Source organism: Chloroflexus sp., assembly GCF_056331925.1.
Genome location: NZ_JBWGQH010000009.1, coordinates 26,826 through 47,492, shown reverse-complemented (window position 1 = coordinate 47,492; position 20,667 = coordinate 26,826). Strand labels below are relative to the sequence as shown.

The 20,667-nt window shown below is 55.7% G+C and carries 17 protein-coding genes; 11 read left to right on the top strand and 6 right to left on the bottom strand.

The features are described from left to right. Positions 1-28 precede the first annotated feature (28 nt). Positions 29-1,084 (bottom strand): glycosyltransferase family 4 protein, encoded by a 1,056-nt coding sequence (locus tag AC01ZF_RS06545; RefSeq protein WP_428112243.1) that lies wholly within the window; start codon positions 1,082-1,084, stop codon positions 29-31. A gap of 121 nt (positions 1,085-1,205) precedes the next feature. Here AC01ZF_RS06545 and AC01ZF_RS06540 point away from each other — a divergent pair, with 121 nt between their 5' ends. The 8 genes from AC01ZF_RS06540 (at position 1,206) to AC01ZF_RS06505 (ending at position 9,101) form a co-directional block, all read left to right on the top strand. Continuing rightward, complete coding sequence (locus AC01ZF_RS06540) at positions 1,206-1,994, top strand: ABC transporter permease (protein ID WP_476575223.1); 789 nt, start codon at positions 1,206-1,208, stop codon at positions 1,992-1,994. 528 nt (positions 1,995-2,522) lie between these two features. Next, positions 2,523-3,071 (top strand): hypothetical protein, encoded by a 549-nt coding sequence (locus AC01ZF_RS06535; protein WP_424674878.1) that lies wholly within the window; start codon positions 2,523-2,525, stop codon positions 3,069-3,071. A 14-nt stretch (positions 3,072-3,085) separates the two neighbouring features. Next, positions 3,086-4,870, top strand: a complete 1,785-nt coding sequence (thrS, locus tag AC01ZF_RS06530) for a threonine--tRNA ligase (RefSeq protein WP_476575222.1) — start codon at positions 3,086-3,088, stop codon at positions 4,868-4,870. An 11-nt stretch (positions 4,871-4,881) separates the two neighbouring features. Continuing rightward, entirely contained in the window at positions 4,882-5,304 is a 423-nt protein-coding gene (locus AC01ZF_RS06525) for a hypothetical protein (RefSeq protein ID WP_428112246.1), read from the top strand. Positions 5,305-5,477: 173 nt separating this feature from the next. Continuing rightward, positions 5,478-6,665 carry a competence/damage-inducible protein A gene (locus AC01ZF_RS06520; RefSeq protein ID WP_424674881.1) on the top strand — a complete coding sequence of 396 codons (1,188 nt, stop codon included), beginning with the start codon at positions 5,478-5,480 and terminating at the stop codon, positions 6,663-6,665. After that, entirely contained in the window at positions 6,665-7,390 is a 726-nt protein-coding gene (locus tag AC01ZF_RS06515) for a DUF4013 domain-containing protein (RefSeq protein ID WP_424674882.1), read from the top strand. Before AC01ZF_RS06520 ends, AC01ZF_RS06515 begins: the two co-directional genes overlap by 1 nt. Before the next feature lie 468 nt (positions 7,391-7,858). After that, positions 7,859-8,521, top strand: coding sequence for a DUF4013 domain-containing protein (locus AC01ZF_RS06510; RefSeq protein ID WP_424674883.1), 663 nt, complete (start codon positions 7,859-7,861; stop codon positions 8,519-8,521). Positions 8,522-8,534: 13 nt separating this feature from the next. After that, complete coding sequence (locus AC01ZF_RS06505) at positions 8,535-9,101, top strand: CDP-alcohol phosphatidyltransferase family protein (protein ID WP_424674884.1); 567 nt, start codon at positions 8,535-8,537, stop codon at positions 9,099-9,101. 33 nt (positions 9,102-9,134) lie between these two features. Here AC01ZF_RS06505 and msrA read toward each other — a convergent pair whose 3' ends face one another. Both msrA and pth read right to left on the bottom strand, forming a co-directional pair. Beyond that, the gene (msrA, locus tag AC01ZF_RS06500; RefSeq protein WP_424674885.1) at positions 9,135-9,671 is read right to left on the bottom strand and encodes a peptide-methionine (S)-S-oxide reductase MsrA; all 537 of its coding nucleotides are present in this window, start codon (positions 9,669-9,671) and stop codon (positions 9,135-9,137) included. Positions 9,672-9,823: 152 nt separating this feature from the next. Further along, complete coding sequence (pth, locus tag AC01ZF_RS06495) at positions 9,824-10,390, bottom strand: aminoacyl-tRNA hydrolase (protein WP_424674886.1); 567 nt, start codon at positions 10,388-10,390, stop codon at positions 9,824-9,826. A gap of 172 nt (positions 10,391-10,562) precedes the next feature. Here pth and AC01ZF_RS06490 point away from each other — a divergent pair, with 172 nt between their 5' ends. After that, positions 10,563-11,762, top strand: coding sequence for an aminotransferase class V-fold PLP-dependent enzyme (locus AC01ZF_RS06490; RefSeq protein ID WP_476575221.1), 1,200 nt, complete (start codon positions 10,563-10,565; stop codon positions 11,760-11,762). An 11-nt stretch (positions 11,763-11,773) separates the two neighbouring features. After that, positions 11,774-13,378, top strand: coding sequence for an ABC transporter ATP-binding protein (locus AC01ZF_RS06485; RefSeq protein WP_428112250.1), 1,605 nt, complete (start codon positions 11,774-11,776; stop codon positions 13,376-13,378). Between the two features lie 65 nt (positions 13,379-13,443). On the opposite strand, the gene AC01ZF_RS06480 is transcribed toward AC01ZF_RS06485, so the two are convergent. Beyond that, positions 13,444-14,862: an aspartate ammonia-lyase gene (locus AC01ZF_RS06480; protein ID WP_424674889.1), complete on the bottom strand. Its 1,419-nt coding sequence runs from the start codon at positions 14,860-14,862 to the stop codon at positions 13,444-13,446. Between the two features lie 714 nt (positions 14,863-15,576). On the opposite strand from AC01ZF_RS06480, the gene dnaE reads away from it, so the two are divergent. Then, positions 15,577-19,359, top strand: coding sequence for a DNA polymerase III subunit alpha (gene dnaE / locus AC01ZF_RS06475; RefSeq protein WP_424674890.1), 3,783 nt, complete (start codon positions 15,577-15,579; stop codon positions 19,357-19,359). A gap of 38 nt (positions 19,360-19,397) precedes the next feature. Here dnaE and AC01ZF_RS06470 read toward each other — a convergent pair whose 3' ends face one another. Together AC01ZF_RS06470 and AC01ZF_RS06465 are read right to left on the bottom strand one after the other, a co-directional pair. Next, on the bottom strand, positions 19,398-19,796 hold the full coding sequence (locus tag AC01ZF_RS06470) for a hypothetical protein (protein ID WP_424674891.1): 399 nt from the start codon (positions 19,794-19,796) through the stop codon (positions 19,398-19,400). Then, positions 19,756-20,619: a hypothetical protein gene (locus AC01ZF_RS06465; protein ID WP_424674892.1), complete on the bottom strand. Its 864-nt coding sequence runs from the start codon at positions 20,617-20,619 to the stop codon at positions 19,756-19,758. The genes AC01ZF_RS06470 and AC01ZF_RS06465 overlap by 41 nt, the downstream gene beginning before the upstream one ends. Positions 20,620-20,667 lie beyond the last annotated feature (48 nt).

The window sequence follows — 20,667 nt, the reverse complement described above, 5'->3', positions numbered from 1 at the left end:
CGACTTCCCCCACAGGAGTGAAGCAATCTCACCACCCCCGTATCACCGCCAAAAAGCGCTCGGCGACCCGCATCCAGTCAAAGCGAGCAACATATTCTCGCCCAAACGCACCGTAGCGCTGCCGACGCACCGGATCGGCCAGGAGGGTAGCTAACGCATCGACCAGTGCCGCAACATCACCGGGCGATACCAACAGCCCGGCCTCGCCGTGCGGTACGACTTCGGGAATCGCAGCGGCAGTCGTAGCGACTACCGGGAGACCGGCTGCCATCGCTTCCAGAAAGACGATCCCAAAACCCTCTTGCACGCTAGGTAGACAAAAGAGGTCGGCCCGATAGTACCACGCTTTCACTTCATCATCGTTAGGTACTGCACCGAGCAAATGACAGGCCGCACCAAGACCCAACGTAGTGGTCAACGTGCGCAAACGATGATGTTCAGGGCCATCGCCGATAATCACTAGTTCAGCCGCCGGAAAGCGTTGCCGCACTTGCGCAAAGGCTCGGATCAGATCGGCGATGTGTTTGCGTGGGTACTGACGAGCAACGCAGAGAATCGTCTGTCCGGGTGTGCGCATTGGTGGCGCTGGCCACGATGCAAGATCGATCCCTTCCGGCACGAGACGGATCCGCTCGGTCGGTACACCGTAGTGACGGTGGACACTCTGGCGGCAATAATCGCTCGTCGTAATCACTAACGGCGCACGACGCGCATTGATCCGTTCAAGACGTGAAAGGAGCCACAGCAAGCGACGAACATTACCATGCTCATGTTGGAGCTCTTCGGCAATCACGCCTTTGATACTACACACATACGGCGTTGTGGTGCGCCCGGCCACGAGCACACCATCAATATCTACCCCGACAATGAGATCGTATGACAATGTACGCAACAACGCCGGAACGTACAGATTAAACAACAGCCGACGGAGGGTAAGATTAGACGGCCAAGCCACCGGCGGCGCAATCCGAGCCACATGATGACCATGGGCGCGTAAGGCACGACCAAGCCCCCCAATCGCGGCAGCAGTCCCACTACCTTCCGCCACTTGTTGCAACCACGAATCGAGAAATGCAATGCGCATGAGGTCTCCGAGTATACCAGCGACACCATTATCTATCATAATCGAAAGCGATGAAGTTGTTTGATATAATACGACTATCACATCGTCGCAGTAACGCTGCGTGTTGTCAGGTCACAACTCTATGCCAGCTAAATTTGCCGCTCTCATGCGGGCCGCATGGGCCGATGCACTCGCCTATCGCGCCCAACTGTTCATCTGGGTAGTTACCGGTATGCTACCGCTGATTATGTTAGCAGTCTGGCGTACCATAGCCGGTGATGGCGTCATCGGTGGCTACACGAGTGATGATTTCGTCGCCTACTTTGTCAGTGCGCTCTGTATTCGTCAATTGACCGGGGTCTGGATTATTTGGGATATGGAACGCGACATTCGTTTGGGTGAGTTATCGCCCCACCTACTACGACCCATTCATCCGCTGTGGCGATATTTGGCGATGGCGCTAGCCGATAAACCTCTCCGGTTGGCGATGGTAGCACCGATTGCCCTGATCGCATCACTCATTGCACCTGGCGCAATTCCCCAACCTGATTTCCTCAGTTGGGCCATCTTGCCCCTCGCGATTGTACTGGCCTTCGCGGTCTATTTTCTTAACCAGTGCTGCATTGGCGCCCTCAGTTTTTGGTGGACGCAGGTACTGGCACTGCAGGACTTTTGGTTCGGTTTGTATGCGTTTAGCAGCGGTTACCTCGTTCCGCTCGATCTACTACCATCGCCGGTAACGGCCGTGCTGGTATGGCTACCCTTCCGCGCCATGCTGTCGTTTCCACTCGAACTCCTGCTAGGTCGACTCGATCCACCGGCGATTGCAGTAGGTCTGGGGCATCAGATCGGCTGGACCGTGCTATTGGGCCTGCTCTTGCGCTGGTTGTGGACGAATGGGGTATATCGCTACAGCGCGGTAGGCGCATAGATCAGCGTTACACCCACGCTCCCTGACCATGGCGCGAGGGAATGTGATCAGTCAGAAGGATGGAGAGGAACTATTTGACGTACCATACACTTCACGCTACCATGTATGATGCGATATATAAAGCGCTGAAGAGGACGAGTAACCGGCTTCCGGCCACAGGGAGGGCGCGTCGCGACTGAGAGCGCGTCTGGCAATGGGCCCGGTGAAAACCCCCTCTGAGCGGCTCCCAGAACGCCACCCACCGGCCAGTAAGGGAGCACGGGTTCGCCCGTTATCGCGACCAATGAGGCGTCACGCCGTGTATTGGCGTGGCGTGAACACAGGGTGGAACCACGAAGCGGCTCTTCGTCCCGGTGCGGACGGAGAGCTTTTGAGTTAGTGGCCCAGATGACGCTCACGCAAAGGCGCGGAGGGCGCAAGGGCCGCAGAGGAGGTTTCCCCTCGCCCACTGTCGGGAGCGGGGTTGGGGGTGAGGGTAACAACAACCGAGGACGAGGTGTGAAAAGAACGAGAGGGAGAGGCCATCAGTTGCCGGTAAGATACCGCGAATCGAGCGGGTGCTTTGGTCAGTTAGCCCGTCTTAGTATGGGGCTATTGGTCATTGCCGGGCTTACTCTGTTACTGACCCGTCCCCAACTCAGTGCAGCTATCGGCCATCGTATTGCCGATCTGTTGGTACCGTCGCGTGAAACTGCCGTCGCACCGGTACCCGGCCTGATCGCAGCCCTACCCAACGGTACGATCACCGTAAGCGAAGCCGCTATCAACGGCTATCTCAACGAGATCGAGGCAACGTTGCCGGTCGAATCGGTCAATGTCCGACTAATCTCCGACCGCGTGATTGCAAGCATCCATGCGTATGGGGTGACCAGCGTCGTCAGTAGTGGTATCGCGGTTCAGGATGGTAAATTGGTCATGATCAATCCGCAGCTCGAAGGGCCACTGGCGGCTCTGCTCTCGGTGCGAGAGCTGACCGCGGTGCTCAATGAACGACTGAATGCCGAATTTGTTCGACAAGGGCGCCAGATTGTCGCCGTCCACGTTGATAACGGGACGTTAACTATCGTAACCAGATAACAGGAGATGCTTCTATGCCGGTCGATCCAAAAAGTGATCCCTATTACCGTCTCCGCCACTCGTTGGCGCACGTGATGGCGCAAGCCGTTCTTGAAATCTTTCCCGATGCCAAAATCGCCATCGGGCCACCAATTGAAAACGGCTTCTATTACGACTTCGACCTGCCGCGTCCGCTGACCCCTGAAGATCTGACCGAGATCGAAAAGCGGATGAAGCGGATCATTGCCGGTAATCATCCGTTTATCTATCGTGAAGTCACTGCCGAAGAGGCCCGCCAAATCTTTGCCAACCAGCCCTACAAACTCGAATTGATTGAAGGTCTAGCAAAGGGACTTGACGAATACGGTGAGACACATCACGGCGACACCGTCATCTCAACCTACCGTCAAGATACGTTCGAGGATCTGTGTCGCGGTCCACACCTCAACCATACCGGCGAGATCAATCCTGAAGCCTTTAAGCTCATGAGCATCGCCGGGGCATACTGGCGCGGTGATGAGAAAAATCGCCAATTGCAGCGTATTTACGGTACCGGTTGGAATACCAAAGAAGAGCTAGAAGCGTATCTGCATCGTTTGGAAGAGGCCCGCCGACGTGACCATCGCCGTCTCGGGAAAGAGCTGGGGCTGTTCTTCTTCTCAGACGACATTGGTCCCGGATTGCCGATCTTTAGCCCGAAGGGTGAGATTATCCGCTACGAAATGGAACAATTTGTGCGTGAGGTGCAAACACGCTACGGGTATCAGCACGTATGGACAGGGAATGTCGTCAAGGAGCAGCTCTATCGGAAGTCGGGGCACTACGATAACTATCGCGATAGCATGTTCCCACCAATGGTTGAGAGCGAAGACCTCATCTTCCGCCTCAAGCCGATGAACTGTCCGAGCCATATGACGCTCTACAACCAGCTCGGCGTGATCAGTTATCGCGATCTGCCGCTGCGATTTGCCGAGTTTGCGACACTCTACCGCTACGAAGACAGCGGCGCATTGAGCGGGTTGACGCGCGTGCGGGCATTGACCCAAGACGATTGCCACATTTTCTGCCGCCCCGATCAGATTCAAGAGGAGTTTAGCCTTGCCCTGCAAGTGATCCGCGAGGTGCTGGGAACGTACAAGTTTACCGATTATAAGGTGCGCTTGTCGTTGCGCGGCAGGGAGGGCAAGTATGTGCAAGATGATGAGAAGTGGGAACTGGCGACGGCTGCCTTGCGTGCTGCACTTGAAGCTAACGGTGTTGAGTATTTTGAGGCCGAAGGCGAAGCAGCGTTCTATGGCCCCAAAGCCGATTTTCTGGCCCGTGATGTGTTGGGGCGCGAATGGCAGTTGAGCACTATTCAGGTCGACTTCATCCAACCGGCACGCTTGGGCTGCGAATATATCGGCGAGGACGACAAACCACACACACCGGTCGTCTTGCACCGTGCCGTCACCGGGACAACCGAGCGGTTTATGGGTATCCTTATCGAGCATTACGCCGGTGCATTTCCGCTCTGGCTCGCCCCGGTGCAAGCGGTGATCATTCCAATTACCGACAAGCAAATGGAGTATGCGCGCAAGGTACGCCAACGCCTGTTTGCCGCCGGCTTGCGCGTCGAACTCGACGAGAACCGTGATCGGATGCAAGGTAAGATCCGGCGAGCACAGTTGCAGAAGATACCGTATATGCTTATAATCGGCGCCAGAGAGGAATCTGCTAATGCAGTTGCTGTGCGCACCCGCGCCGGTGAAGACCTTGGCGCGATGCCGGTCGAAGCATTTTTGGCGCGCGCCCTTGAAGAAATCCGCACCCGCAGTTGAGGAGTCGCCTGATGACAGTTGAGCAAGATGCTATTGCCGAGATAGCGCGCCGGTTTGCCGAGTCCATCCACGCCGAACGTACTGCAACCATCGAAGCACTGGCTGCTGAGCGTGAAGCTGCCCAACGCCTGTTGGCTGCTCTTCGCCGTGAGCACGAACGCCAAACCGCATCGGCCGCCGGTGCATTCGTCGCCGGATTGCTGCTCGGGGCGGCCTTAGGTGTGGTTGCCGTTGCTTTGCTGAACCCACGTTCAGGCCCTGATCTGCGTCAGACTCTTGCAGCACGGGCTGGATTGACACGCCAGTCGTTTGCCGAACGATTGCGAGCTGCCATTGCCGCCGGTCAGCGCGCGGCTGCCGAACGTGAGCAAGAGTTATGGCGTGAGTATCGTAAACGACTCAGCGAGCCATCGTCACTAGATCAATCTTCATGATGGTTGACAACCATCGTATTGCGTGATCGGATGCGGATGGTGTAGCATGAGCGTATCATGCAGCTATTCCGTTTTTCGTGGGACACACCAGTGCCTGTCTGTGCCCCTTTGCTACACGTGCCTACATTCCACAGACCCACCCAGTACGGTCACGGTCATGATAGAGAAAGCTTATGGACGCCGAAATTATTGCCATCGGTTCCGAACTGCTGCTCGGTGTAACAATTGACACCAACAGCGCTTATATCGCACGTCAATTGGCGGCTGCCGGCGTGAACGTTTATCGCAAGACGGTGGTTGGCGACAATACAGAACGCATTACTGCCGCTATCCGTGAGGCGTTAGGTCGTGCCGATCTCGTGATCTGCACCGGTGGTCTAGGTCCCACCCTTGATGATGTGACGCGCGAAGCAGTCGCTGCCGCGTTCGACCGTCCACTTGAGTTTCATCAAGAATTGCTCGACCAGATAGCTGCTCGCTTCGCAGCGATGAACCGCCCGATGAGTGAAAGTAATCGTCGCCAAGCCTACGTACCGGCCGGTGCCCGTATCATCACCAATCCGCATGGCACCGCTCCAGCGTTCTTAGTTGAAGATGAACGCGGCACCGTCATCGTACTACCCGGCGTCCCGAGTGAGATGCGCTATCTGTTCGAGACGGAGGTGATCCCCTACCTACGTCATGAACGCGGGATCACAACCGTTATCCTCGTCCGTACCCTTCACGCCGTCGGCCTTGGCGAGAGTGTGATCGGCGAGCGGATCGCCGATCTTATGCAACAAGCGAACCCGACCGTTGGCATTTCGGCGAAACGGGCACGGTATGAGTTACGTATTGGTGCTCGTGCCGAAAGTCACGCTGAGGCTGAAGCATTAATTGCTCAAACCGAAGCGATCATCCGCGAGCGCCTCGGTTCGTACCTGCTTGGCGAGGAGGAATTACCGGTTGTCGTGGCCCAATTACTCCGTCAGCGCAAGCTGACCCTGGCGCTCTACGAGGGAATGATCCAAGCGCCGGTATTGCAGGCGCTCTTAGCTACCCCCGACATCGCAGCGCAACTGCGTGGGGTCGAAATTCATCCGCTTGACCGACCGGCTGATGAGCAAGCTGCCTCCGATCTCGCCGCCGCCGGCGCGTCTTCGGTCGCCGATCGTTGGCAAAGCGATCTCGGCCTAGGGGTGCAACCGGCGACATTTCCAAACGAACAAGGCTTTACGGCCGTTGCCTTTGCTTTAATCACGCCAACCGGTGAACGACGGTTGACCCGGCCCTTCGATCTGCGCTCATCTGAAGGCCGTGAGTTTGCCGGGACAGCGGCACTCGATCTCTTACGCCGCTATCTGGCCGAGGAGTCGGAGTAGTGTTCACGCCGCCACCACCTCCGACAACCCTACCCGCTGCAGTAGCCGTAGTGTGCCGTGATCCAACGTGGTGGCAGAAATGTCTGCTCCACGGTGCATTGGCTACCACCATTATCGGTTTGCCGCTGGCAGTAGGCTTCATTATGGAGAGCTATGACAATTCGCGACGTGGCTTTCCCATCCCCCTTCCACCGTGGCGCGATTGGACTCTCCGTGCCCTCACCGGAATTTTTGCTCTCCTCATCGATCTCGCATTCTTTCTTCTTCCTTTGATGATCGGTGGTCTGCTGCTCGCCTGTAGCGGATTAACATTGGTCTTAGCCGGTCAAACCGATCTGCTCGAGGTAGTAATGCGTGGCATCCTCACAGTAATGGCGTTGGTTTGGCTGAGCTTCTTTCTGATCGGAGTAGCACCGATTGGCCGGCTTATCTTTGCCGAGGAGGGACAGATAGAGCGAGCTTTAAGTAGTGAAACGTTACGACGCGCATTTACCCCACCGTACCGGACCTACTTCTGGCATGCCCGCTTAGCCAGCCTCGCTGCGTATGTACCGGCCGCGGCTATGGCCGGACTAACCGGTATCCTGATTGCCAATAACGCCCCCCTCCTTGTGATTGTAGTAGCCATTTGGCTGTTGTGTAGCGTTGGCATCTTTGCCCAACTTGTCGGCGTACAACTCTACGTAGCGGCGGAACAGCAGGCACGTGCCACCCAACATCTCTAGCTGGTTTCGGGTAGAGCCGTTGATGCAGTAATGCTCAGGTAAACCAAATCTCATGCTAACGTCTGTGCTGAGGACTGCCAAGCCGTTCAGGAGCTTCTCAGCTACAGCGATGGCTTCAGAGCGCGATACTTAGCTCGTCACCACTGTCCCCAGTTCTCTTGCATGTATCACCCACTTCTTATGGTACAGTTGATGCAATAACGCTCTTACCCAACCTGTTGTACGACATCTCAGTCTAAACCAAGGCTTCTGCTTACTACACACAACTTGCTCAACCACTTGCAAATTGCAACGTCCTAAAGGGATGTCGCCCGTCGTTATCACCATCGGAGGATTTCATTGTGAACGATACCGCATCATCTCCCACGCTCCTGACCACCCAACCGCCACGCGACGTCTATGTTTGTAGCGATGGTTTTAATCGGCAGCTTATGTCAACCCGCAAGAATCCTACATCGGAGGAGTGATATGAACCTTACCCACGCCTTTAGCTTTGTCTTTGACGACCCCGACTGGTGGAAGCTCATTCTCGTTATCGGTCTCTTGCAATGTATACCGATCATCGGTCAGATCGCATTGCTCGGGTGTATTCTACTCACCGCACGCGCCGTCGCACAAGGTAATCCGCAACCGCTGCCGCGGCTCAACCAACTCGGTGCTGTGCTCAGCGATGGAGTCTACGGTCTACTCATTGCAATTGTCTACTACCTACCCATTTTGGCAATAGTGTGTATCTTAAGCTGTATCCTAGTCGCCACTATTGTCTCATCTGGCAACAACGAGCCTCAGTTTGGTATCATCTTCAGCCTGATGTTCTGCCTAAACCTCCTCCTTATCCCACTTATCCTCATTATCCAGCCACTGCTCATCATCGGCAGTGGTCGCTACATCCAAACCGGATCGGTGACGGCGGCCCTGCAGTTGGGCGAAGTCGTCGCGTTGTTACGGCGCAACCCGGCCGAGTGGCTGGTACTATGGCTGCTCTCGATAGTGTGTAATTTCGTGGGTGGACTAGGCAGTATTATTTTTATCGTTGGATCCCTGTTTACTACCGTCTATGCCGCACTGGTCTTTGGTCATTTACTTGGTCAGACCGTTCGCCAAGTCGCGTCATCACCATCTCAGCAATAACGAGGAGGACATAATGGCACTTCGCAATCTCATTCAGCCACGAGAACTCCTCTACCCTTCAAATCTACTCACCGTTAGCCGCTTACTGCTCTTACCGGCAACGATCTACTACATGCAACGCACCGATCGGCGCAAGCGGGCATTGCTGTTGTTGGCAATCACCATGATCACCGATGCGCTCGATGGCCCGATTGCTCGCCGGCGTGGAGAGGTCTCGAAGCTTGGTCAGATACTCGATCCAATTGCCGACAAGGCCCTGATCGATTCGGCGGCGGTGATGCTCTCGCGCACCCACGGCTTTCCGTGGTGGGCTACCGGCTTGCTAATCTTTCGCGATGTAGGAATTTTACTGGCCGGACTTATCGTTTTGCGGCGCAAGGCACAAATCACGACTGCCGAGAGCAGTGGTAAACTAACGACCCTCGCAATGACAATTGCTGCATTACTCTATCTTGCCGGTGGCCCACGTTGGGGGAAGCCGGCGCTTTATGCAGCGCTCGTTCCGTTCAGCGTATCGTTTGTGCAATATGGCTGGCGGTTTATCCAGATTATGCGCGATGATCACACGGATGCGGCATAGCGCAATCGACGCACTATGCCGGCAGGTCGTCCGTTACTGCGCCACTTTATCGGCAAACAGTTTCCGAAACTTCGCTACCTTGGGCGCAACCACAAACTGACAATAGGGCTGATACGGGTTCCGCGCAAAGTACTCTTGGTGATAGTCCTCGGCGGGGTAGAAAGTCGTAGCCGGTACGATCTCGGTCACTATCGGATCACGAAACACGCGCTGCTCGGTCAATTCACGTACCAGCTGCTCAGCAATCTGACGTTGCTCTTCCGAATGGTAGAAAATTGCCGAACGGTATTGCGTACCAACATCAGCACCTTGCCGATTAAGCGTCGTTGGATCGTGAATGCTAAAGAAGATTTCCAACAGCTCACGGTAACTGATCTGTTCGGGATCAAACTGTATCTGAACCGCCTCGGCGTGACCGGTGTTACCGTCACAAACCCGTTGATAGCTTGGATTGGGCACATGCCCACCGGTATAGCCGGAGACAACATCCTTAACACCGATCACCTGATCGTAGACTGCTTCGAGGCACCAAAAACAACCACCGGCCAGTGTTGCGGTTTCGAGAGGCATGCAATCGCTCCTTCTGAGTCTGTGCGGCACCAATCTTACGGAACATTGCGCCGTTCCTAGTCGATAGTTCACTAGTAGTGTACATCAATTCGTTCAAATACACAGGCTCCACGCACAAAAGTGCAACCACATCGGACATACTACCCACTCTACTACAATGGATTATAGCGATTCATCGCTGCCATCAACCCCTCACTTAGAACCACCTCGACCGCATCGGCCACCCGCGCCAATACCTCAGGCAAAACTTCCTCCTCTTCCGGGGTAAACCGGCTCAACACATAATCGGCTACATCCATCTGACCCGATGGCTGACCAATCCCAATCCGTAGGCGTGGAAACTCAGTGGTGCCAAGCTGTCCGACTATCGACCGCATCCCGTTGTGTGTGCCAGCACTCCCTCGTTCACGCAAGCGGAGTTTGGCAAACGGTAAATCAAGGTCATCATAGATGACCAAAAGTTCACGCGCAGGATCGATCTTATACCATTGACGCAACGCGGTGACCGCTTGCCCACTGAGATTCATATAGGTCTGTGGCTTAACCAACGCCACCCGTTGCCCACGAATAATTCCTTCAGCAATCTCGCTCTTGGCCCTCTGGTTGCGAAACACTAGCCCGTGTCGCTCGGCCAGTGTCTCAACACTGCGGAAGCCAATATTGTGTCGGGTACGCGCGTAACGCTCACCCGGATTACCTAAGCCGACTATTAACCACATTGTGTCGTCCTTGTATGGGTATTACATCATTTGCTACTTTGCGTTACCTCTCCGCGCCTTTGCGTTATTGCTGCGCCATGGTAGAAGCGCCTACGTCGCCCGTCAAGCAGCTTGACGAAATACCGTTTCCGGCCAACATGTCTACAATAATCTTGAGCGACAAGGACACCCTATGACCGGCACAACCCTCTCACTACCGTTGCCCACGCTTGCCGAGCAATTTTTACTCCGCCGCGACATAACCTTCCTCAACCATGGCAGCTTTGGTGCTTGTCCACGCCCGGTATTTACCGTCTATCAAGCATGGCAACGCCAGCTCGAAGCCCAACCGGTCGCGTTTCTCGGTCGTGAATTATCGGCACGGCTCCACAACGCCCGCACCCGCCTGGCTGCCTTCGTCGGCGCATCGGCAGATGAACTCGTCTTCGTCCCCAACGTGACATATGCCTTGAACATTGTTGCCCGCTCGATTGACCTGCAACCGGGTGATGAAGTCTTGGGCACGACCCACGAGTACGGCGCGATTGAGCGCACCTGGCGGTATGTATGCCGCCAACGAGGCGCAACCTATGTCAACCAACCGCTTAAGCTACCGGTAGCGACACCTACCGAGATCATCGACCAGCTTTGGAGCGGGGTTACCCCTCGCACCCGCGTCATCTTGCTCAGCCACATCACATCGCCAACCGCACTAATCATGCCGGTGGCCGAGATTTGCCGGCGTGCCCGCGCTGCCGGGATCATCACGGTGATTGATGGCGCCCATGCACCCGGCCAGATCGATCTAAATCTTACTGAGTTGGGGGCTGATTTTTACGGTGCGAATTGCCACAAGTGGCTGTGTGCACCCAAAGGAGCCGGTTTTCTCTATGTCCGTCCCGAACACCAAACCCGCTTAGAACCGTTGGTCGTTAGCTGGGGCTGGCAACCACCAGAACCACTGCAAGGCAGCTTTCTCGCCTACCCGACAGGCCGCTCATTACAAGCCTACTACGAATGGATGGGCACCGACGATCCATCGGCTTTTCTCAGCGTCCCTGCTGCCATTGATTTTCAACAGACACATCAATGGCCGGCAATCCGCAGCGCTTGTCACGCCTTGTTACGCGAGGCATCAGCACAGATCCTGGAACTCAGCGGTCTACCGCCACTTTCTCCCGCCGATGAACAATGGTGGGGACAGATGCGGGCACTACCGTTGCCACCGTGCGATCCGGCACAGGTACAGGCTCGGCTCTGGCACGAATGGCGGGTAGAAGTACCATGTTTCATGTGGGAAGGACAACCGCTCATTCGTGTCTCGGTACAGGCGTACAATTCACCGACAGATATTGACCGGCTCCTCAGCGGGCTACGAGCGATTATAGCATAACGAGCGAACATATGATCGAACTCGACCGTGTCAGCTATACTTACCCCGGTGCTCCTACTCCCGTTTTTCGCCAACTGAGCCTCCAGATTGCGCCGGGCGAGTTTCTCCTGATCTGCGGACCGAGCGGAGCCGGTAAAAGTACGTTGCTCCGTCTCTTCAACGGTCTCATCCCACACTTCTACGGCGGTACATTCGGGGGGAGTGTCCGAGTGTGGGGCCGCGACACGTTAACCTACCAACCCCGCGATCTAGCCGACGTAATCGGCTTTGTCGTCCAAGACCCCGAAAGTCAGTTTGTCGTCGAGCGGGTAGAAGACGAAATCGTTTTCGCCATGGAAAACTTGGGCATCCCCGCGCCGGTTATGCGCCGGCGAGTCGAAGAGGTACTCGATCAACTAGCGATAGCCCACTTACGGCATCGTCACGTGGCAACCCTAAGCGGCGGCGAACAGCAGCGCGTCGCCATTGCCGCAGCACTAGCCGCCCAGCCGCGAACATTGGTCCTCGACGAACCAACCAGCCAACTCGATCCACATGGAGCAGAAGAGGTCCTAAGCGCGTTGCAAAAACTGAACGCCGATCTCGGCATTACCATCATTTTATGCGAGCATCGGCTGGAACGAGTCGTACAATACGCCGACCGCATTCTCTATCTTACACCGAATGGTCAATACGAAGTAGGCACACCGCGTGAGGTACTATCCCGCATTGAACTACGTCCACCGCTACAACATCTCGGCACAGCATTAGGCTGGGAACCACTCCCATTAACGATTAAAGAAGGGCGAAGATTTGTTCCCACCAATCTACCGGCGCCACCACCTACCCCTCCCGTACCGCCACCTGCTCCACCGCTTGCCCGCCTACGCAACGTCACCGTCCAATATGGTCAGCACGAAGCGCTCTATCGCATAAACCTCGATCTGCCATACGGTACACTTATCGCGCTCATGGGACGGAACGGCAGTGGCAAAAGCACCTTACTCAAAACCCTCATCGGGCTAGTCCGTCCAACCGAAGGCAAAATCGAGCTAGAAGGGCGTGACATTGCTCCGATTGCCGTTGAGGAACTCGCCCGCACGGTCGCATACGTTCCGCAAGATCCGCATAGCATCCTCTTCCACGACACCCTCCACGAGGAGCTAGCGTTTAGCCTCCGCGGTCGCGGCTTACCACCTTCACCAACGCTGATCGACACCACACTGCGCAAATTCGGCATTGCCCATCTCGCCACCCACTATCCGCGCAATCTCAGCGGTGGCGAAGCGCAGCGTGCCGCCTTAGCGACGGCGCTAGTCGGGGAACCACGTTTGATCTTGCTCGATGAACCGACCCGCGGTTTGGATTATCAAGCCAAAACCACCCTCATAACCCTATTGCGCCGGTTATGTAGCGAGGGTCGCACCGTCGTGATAGCAACTCACGATGTTGAGATGGCTGCCGCCTGCGCCGACCGGGTTATCTTGCTCGGTGAAGGTGAGGTAGTAGTCGAAGGGCCGGCTACCGAATTGCTCGGCAACAGCCTGATCTTCTCATCACAGGTTGCCAAGCTCTTTCCCGGCTACGGCTGGCTAACAGTAGCCCAAGCCTTGGCCGGCCTCGGCAAAACAGGTTAACCTCCCCATGCCCTTCTCCTGCGTGCAGGAGAAGGGCTGGAGACAAAGTTACTCCGCTGTCTGCATTATCCGGCGGCAGCAATGCCCTGAATCCCGCCTTCAGTCATCTTATGCACATCGAGCAGTTGATCAACCTGTTCGGCGGTGAGCAACCCCTTCTCAACGACTACCTCTTTAATCGTCTTACCGGTAGCCATCGCCTCTTTCGCCACCGCCGCGCCGTTCAGGTAGCCGATCACCGGATTGAGTGCCGTCACCAGGATCGCATTCTTGGCCAACCAGCCCGCCGCCTTCTCACGGTTGGCGGTGATACCGACCACACACTTAGTCGTAAAGGCATTGATCGCACCGATAAGCACATGCATCATTTCAAACAGATTGTGGGCAATAATCGGCATCATCACATTCAGCTCAAGCTGACCGGCTTGCGCAGCCAACGCCACCGTCAAATCACAACCTTGCACGTGGTAGCAAGCCATATTCAGCATCTCGGCCAACACCGGGTTAACCTTCCCCGGCATAATCGACGAACCCGGCTGCACAGCGGGCAAGCGGATCTCATCGAGGCCGGTGGCCGGGCCAGAGGAGAGCAGGCGGATATCATTAGCAATCCGACCCAGGGTAATACAAAGTGTACGCAGGCTCGCCGAGAAATCGGCAGGATCAGCCATACTCTGCATCGACTCAAACAAATTCCCTGACGACCGCAACTCTTGACCGGTCAGCTCACTCAGTTTTGCCACCATCCGCGCATGGTATTCCGGGTGAGCATTCAGCCCAGTACCGGTCGCCGTCCCACCGATACCAATCCGACGCAACCGGTCGGCTGCCGTCGCGATCCGCTCCATATCGTTGCGCACTGCCTTCGCATACGCACCAAACTCTTGACCAAGCCGCACCGGTACTGCATCTTGCAAGTGGGTCCGTCCCGATTTCACCACATCATCGAACTCAACTGCCTTCTGTTCAAGCGCAGTAGCCAGATTATCGATGGCAGTCAGCAATTCGTTCAGCCGCCACAAACAACCAAGCCGGATCGCCGTCGGAATAGTATCGTTGGTCGATTGCGCCATATTCACATGGTCGTTCGGGCTAACCGGCTTCTTCGGATCGTCGAGACTATAACCCAAAATCTGGTTAGCCCGGTTGGCCAACACCTCATTGACGTTCATGTTGTGTGAGGTACCAGCGCCGGCCTGAAACGGATCAACCACAAACTGATCGGCGTGCTGACCAGCCAACACCTCTTCGGCAGCTTGGATAATGGCGTTCGCGATCTGCGGATCGAGTAAACCAAGATCGCGGTTAACCTCGGCAGCAGCCCGTTTGATCATCGTTTGCGCCCAAACAAAGGCGGGATAGGGCCGCATCCCACTCACCGGGAAGTTCAACACAGCCCGTTGCGTCTGCGCGCCATACAGAGCCTCAGCCGGCACCTGCATCTCGCCCAACGAATCACGTTCAATGCGGTAGCGCTCTGTCATGTATTTCGCTCCTTTCAACCCACCAAAGACTCTCATCATCCCCACGATGCATGATGATAGAGTGTGTTACATTCGCGATTGTATCATAGCCACACCAAACCCAAAGCGTATTCCCTCACACGGGGGCGCACCGTTGTGCGTCCCTACGCTGTACGCTCTTTGCGTCCTCTCCGGCCTCTGCGCCTTTGCGTTAAAAAACACCTTACAACCCAACACTCCCTGCTTCGCACCGATCAAGCAGTATGCTATAATCAAACCAAACCACGGCCCTGCTTGATGCGATTTATGTCTATATAACAATAAAAAACAACACTTCAGATCAACCCACCAAAGACACTCATCCCCCCACGATGCATGATGATAGAGTGTGTTACATTCGCGATTGTATCATAGCCACACCAAACCCAAAGCGTATTCCCTCACACGGGGGCGCACCGTTGTGCGTCCCTACGCTGTACGCTCTTTGCGTCCTCTCCGGCCTCTGCGCCTTTGCGTTAAAAAACACCTTACAACCCAACACTCCCTGCTTCGCACCGATCAAGCAGTATGCTATAATCAAACCAAACCACGGCCCTGCTTGATGCGATTTATGTCTATATAACAATAAAAAACAACACTTCAGATACTCTCTCGGACAAATGTTTCAGATTTAGATCGTCTTTTCGCCCTTGACAACACTCGTTCAGTGTAAATAATTTCTATCGCGAGCCTACCATGCACGACTTTGTTCACCTGCATGTCCACTCCGAATACAGCCTCCTCGACGGCTACGCCACGACCAAAGGCATTGCCCAACGCGCTGCCGATTTGGGCATGGACAGTATCGCCCTTACCGATCACGGTGTTCTCTACGGCGCAATGGAGTTTTACGAGGCAGCCAAAAAAGCCGGTATCCGCCCGATCATCGGCGTCGAAGCGTACATGGCACCTGGCTCATTGTCCGACCCGATGACGAAAGGGGCGAAGAATTACTTTCACCTCCTCCTGTTGGCGCAAAACGAGACCGGCTACCGCAATCTGGTCAAACTCACTACCCGCGCCCATCTCGATGGTATGGGGAAAGGGGTGTTTGCCCGCCCCCGCATCGACCGCAATCTGCTTGAAGCGCACCACGAGGGCCTGATCGTCACCTCGGCCTGTCTGGCCGGCGAGGTGTTGCACTATCTCAAGAGCGGCGATCGCCGCACCGCTGTCGAGACAGCAGCCTATTACCGCGATCTGCTCGGTCCCGACCGCTACTACATCGAGTTACAACTCCACGACAATACCCCCGAACTCGAGCCACTCAACGATGAATTGGTGCGCATCGCCCGTGAACTCGGCATTCCCCTCGTCGCTACCAGTGATGCCCACTTCATTCGCCCTGAGGATAAAGAAACCCAGCATAAGGTGATGGCAATGGGCATGAACATGACCTACGCCGAGTTCTGTGCCCGCGAATATGCGATGGATGAAAGCTATCACATTATGTCAGGCGAAGAGATGTGGGCGCGGTTTAAACGCTATGGCACCGAGCCGCTCGAACATACCCGCCGGATTTCCGATATGTGTCGGCTCAAGCTCGAGTTTGGACGGGTGCAATTGCCGGTATTCGAGCTGCCTGAAGGTCATGATGCCGCGTCATACCTACGCCTCGTCTGCGAAGAAGGCCTGATGCGCCGCTTCAACGGTCAGCCGCCCGAAGAATATATGCGCCGATTGGAGTATGAGCTCGATGTGATCAATAAGACCGGCTTCCCCGACTATATGTTGATCGTCTGGGACTACGTGAAATTCGCCCGCTCGCGCGGTATTCCCTGCCTACCGCGCGGTTCAGCCGGTGCATCGCTCGTCCTCTACGCCCTCGGCATTACCGATGTCGATCCGGTCAAGAATAAACTGCTCTTCGAGCGCTTCCTCTCCCCCGAACGACTGGAGATGCCCGACATCGACACCGACTTTGCCGACTCACGTCGCCAAGAGATTCTCGATTACATTGCTAATAAATACGGGCGCGAGAATGTAGCCCAAATCATCACCTACGGTACCCTCGGTGCAAAGGCCGCCATCCGCGATATGGGTCGCGTCCTCGGCCTCGACCCCGGTGAAGTGGATCGCGTCGCCAAGCTGATCCCTGCGCTCCCGGTCGGCACAACGATTGCCCAAGCCCTTGAACGGGTGCCCGAACTCAAACAACTCTACGAGACTCAGCCTCATCTGCGCACATTGATCGACGAAGCCCGTAAGGTCGAGGGGCGGATGCGTTCGGTCGGTACCCACGCGTGTGGCGTTGTGGTCAGCCGTACCCCGCTCGAAGAAATTGTGCCGCTGCAACGCACCACCAAAGACGAGCATGCGCTGATGGCGGCGTTTGAGGGGCCGACGCTGGCCAAGATGGGTCTGCTCAAGATGGATATTCTCGGTCTCACCAATTTGTCGGTGGTGGCCGAGGCGCTGAAGTATATCGAGCAGACCACCGGGCAAAAAATGTGGCTCGATGAGATTCCGCTCGATGATCCGAAGGTGTTTGAGGCATTGGGCCGCGGCGAGACCAAGAATGTGTTCCAGCTTGAATCGGCGGGGATGACTCGCTACCTGATGCAGTTGAAACCAACCCGCGTCGAAGACCTCTACGCGATGGTGGCACTCTATCGACCCGGTCCCCTCGAACAGATTCCGGTGTATATTCAAAACAAGAACAATCCGTCTCAGATTCGCTATCTGCATCCGGTGCTGGAGCCGATCTTGGCCGATACCTACGGCGTAATCGTCTACCAAGAGCAGATTATGCAATTGCTCCAGACGGTCGCCGATTATACGCTCGGTCAAGCCTATATCGTGATTAAGGCCATTAGCAAGAAGAACAAGGAACTGATGGCCGAGAACGAAGCGATCTTTAAGCAGGGCTGCCAGCGGAAGGGAATCAGTAAAGAGATTGCCGATCAACTGTGGGAGCTGATCTTACCTTTCGCCGGCTATTCGTTCAACCGGCCCCACGCCACTCTCTACGGCTTGCTTAGCTATCAGACGGCGTGGCTCAAGGTGAATTATCCGGTTGAGTATATGACCGCAGTGCTCACCGGTGCCGGTGGGGTAATTGAAGACGTGACCAAGGCTGCCCTTGAGGCGCGCCGGCTGGGCGTAGCAGTCTTACCACCTGATGTCAACCGCTCGAACAAGGGCTTTACCATTGAGCAGTTATCGCCACCACTCCCCCAAGGAGTGAAGTACGACCGCGGGATTCGCTTCGGCCTGATGGCGATTAAGAATGTTGGCGAAGGGCCGGTCGAGGCGATTATCGCTGCCCGTGAGTCCGGTGGCCCGTTCCAGTCACTGGAAGACCTCTGCGCCCGCGTCGATCGCCACGCACTCAACAAGCGAACACTTGAGAGTCTGATTAAGGCCGGTGCGCTCGATTCACTGCCCGGTAGCCGTCGCCAAAAGCTTGCCATTCTCGATCAGGCAGTACAGGTCGGTTCCGAAGCACAAAAAGCGCGCGAAATCGGCCAGAGCAGTCTGTTCGATATCTTCGGTGAAAGTAGTACCGGCAGCCCGAATGTCGCTCGTATCCCTATGCCACTCATCACCGAGACACCTGCCGAGCAGAAAGAGATGCTCCTGTGGGAGAAAGAACTACTCGGTCTGAACCTCTCGGATGACCCTATTGCGAAGGCGCTTGAAGGGATCGACTTCACCGGCGTTACCGAACTGGGATCACTTGAAGAGGAGCATATCGGCGAGACGCTGACCTTCGTCGGTGTCCTGAGCGGTGTGCGCCGGATTGCCACCAAGAAGGGCGATTCGATGTTGGTGGCAACCCTCGAAGATATGACCGGGAGTATCGAGATCGTGGTGTTTCCGAAGGTGTTGGCAAAAGCCGCCGATCTGCTCCAGAATGATGCAGTAGTACGGGTGACGGCGAAAGTTGATAACCGGCGCGATACTCCGCAACTCGTCGTAGAGAGCGTTGAAGCGCCATCTCCCATCGACCAAACGACCAGCTCTCAACCGGTTGAGATGGATCTCGAAGGGATGAGTGATGAGCTGAGCGGAGCATTAGTGACCGATATACCCATCTCCCTCCCAGAACCATCATCTCAACCAACATCGGTTACCACGGTGTCATCACCCCCAGCTCCATCAGCGACCACCACCCCAGCAGCGGCCAAACCACCAACTGTGCGCCCGCGCCAGCCGGTCAAACTTGCCAACGGGAATGGTCAGGGAAACGGCAATGGACACAGCAAGAGCGGCGAACCAACCCGTACCGACGGGCCACCGGCACGTAATTTGCGGATCTACCTGCCGCGTACTAATAACTTCGACGCCGATGTCGCCTTGATGCAGAATATTCACCGTGTGCTCAGCGCCAGCCAAGGGAATGATCACGTGACACTGTACCTACCCAATGGGGTAGGGATGGTCGTCTTGCAATCACAACACACGGTTGAATTGTCCGATCAATTGGTCGCCGAATTACAGCAACTCCTCGGCCCAGAGCGGGTTCTCCCGGTATGACACGGGTACATTGCCCCATGCCCGTGGGTGCCCCGCCGTTAGGGAATTGCAAATTCACCGACAAACGTCTGCTGCGAGTGATGGCTGTACAACACCAATGTATGCGCACCCACCGGCAAACCGCTCAAGACCAATACACCGCTCACCCGTCCATCACCATCGGCGCGCACCGTTGTCACTGTGACCGGTGGCGCACCATTCGGTGGGTTATACCAAATCCCCACCGGCTCACCGGGGGCAAACCCTTCGGCGGCATAGGTTAACGTTTGTCCAGCTATCGTGATCTCAGGTGTGCGCCGGTAGGTCAACTCTGGGCCGAGACCGATCACGGTACGCGGTAGATTACTCCGTCCACGCCCAAACTCGGTCACCCCATCACGGTACCACAACTGAGCCTCACGGCCAATTGCCCGCCCAACCGGTGCCTCTGCGCGCACCTGGAATTCGGATCGTCATCGTTACCAGATCACGCTCAGCAGCTAACGGACCGGTGCGGATCGTGATCAAACCCGACATCACATCACTGACCCACACATCAGCCCGACTCGTCTGCACATCGAGCAAGGCCAAGGTGGTCTCATCAAAAGGTAATTCGATCGTCGCCGCCATCATCGGCCCGCGGCCATAATTTTCTAACACCAGATCGAGCGTCAACAACTCACCAGACCGCGCCACATCAACTATCCGTTGTGCCAACGTCACCCGTGCCGGGCGCACTGCGGTCGGCATTACGACATACTCCACATCGTCAATCAGCCAAGTATCGCGCAAACCACTGATTTCAATCGTTTTTATCGCGCGATTCGTCGGTGCAGTGAGATTTACCCGGTCGAGTCGACCGGTGAAGGTATTAGCACCGACACTGGCCGTAGCGATCACCGTACCGTCGGCAGCTAACGCCGTCACTGCGACGAGATCAGAAGTAGAGACTGCAACCCCAAACGAAACAACACCGGATGGTAAGATGATCCGTCCGCTACCGCTGCCACTCACCCGCGCAAAACCATTGCCGTTCAGCGTAAACGCGCACATTCCACCAAAATCAGGGCACGCACCGGGATACGGTGCATTGTAGCGTCCGCTGCGTACATCACCGAAGCGCCAGCCGTCACCAAACGCCAAACTCCCATACGTACTAATAGCGAGATTATCGGCAAAACCTTCAAAGTCGAGGATAAAAGTTGGTAAAGACTGTGCCGCCGCTATCGGTACCGAACATGATAACCAAACCATTAATAAGATGATAAGATAACGGTACATCATTTCTTCCCTCGCAGTGACGACAGTGATACTTATCATTATAGGTAT